Annotated in this window: 1 protein-coding gene; it reads right to left on the bottom strand. The window is 58.0% G+C overall.

From position 1 onward, the window contains the following. Nucleotides 1-100: 100 nt before the first annotated feature. The coding region (locus ABFX36_RS18890; RefSeq protein ID WP_346077818.1) for an AAA family ATPase at nt 101-1,008 on the bottom strand (908 nt) is incomplete at its 5' end.

Consider the following 1,008-nt stretch of genomic DNA (forward strand, 5'->3'; position numbering starts at 1 on the left):
GATGTGGAACCCGGACGTATCCGACGATCGGCGGCCTTGTCGTACCCGACAGGCACAATCAGCTCACAACCATCAATCCGAAACCGCACAGGCCAGGACGTCACCCCGATGAAATTTCGAGGTTAGGATCGGGAACAACGGCGCGGATATTTGTTCCAAGGTCGGGCGGCAAGCAGGCCGGCGAGTGGGTCGTGTAGACAATCTTTGCTGCCCGAGTCTGTGTCATAAATTCGTTCACGAGATCGGCCTGCGCATCGATGTGCAGGTGGGTCTCAGCCTCGTCGATCAGGAGAATCGGCGGCGCAGTCTGGCCTTTGACGGTAAGGAACGCGACCAGCGCCACGAACATCTGAACACCCGCGCTGCGCTCGTGGAACTGCGTTATTGTGCGGCCATCCTGCTTGATACGGATCTCCAGGCTCACCCCGTTGATCTTGAGGTGGGCGGAGATCTTCGACTGGTTCCAGACCTGCGTGAACTTAGTCACGAGAGTCTGGTTTGCCTCTTCAATCAGGGTCTCGCGAGCGCCTTCGTCTCCGTTATTGATCGTCTTCCATAGCTCTTCGAGTGAGAGCTCGGCCATTGTGGAGATGTTGCGCAGTGCCGCCGGTGGGTCGCCAACGCTTTCTGCTGTCAGTTCATAGTTAGACGCCAGCAGCCGGTCACCCTCGGAGAATGACAGGATGTCCGGCGAGCGGTCATAGAGAATCTGGGCGACTTCCTCGGTAGGATCGGCCTTGGCAATCCACGCCTGAACTCGCTCGAATGCCGCCCGGATGTCTCCACCAAGGCCGTGCTCGCCGAACTCCTCAATCCAGGTGGCTGGGGCGAGCTCGCTCGCCTGCTTCTCAATGTCTGGTTCATCACCGGCGCGGAGGGCGTCTAGCCTCGGGCTTTCATCGCTGAATTCGCCTGACCTGCCGTTTTCATGAAGAAAGGTGCTCTGAGCTGCAATAATTGTTGTTGCGAAACGACAATCACAAGCAGGGCAAGGAGCACCTTTCTGGT

It is taken from the genome of Gordonia cholesterolivorans (assembly GCF_039531975.1).
Taxonomy (GTDB): Bacteria; Actinomycetota; Actinomycetes; order Mycobacteriales; family Mycobacteriaceae; genus Gordonia; species Gordonia sihwensis.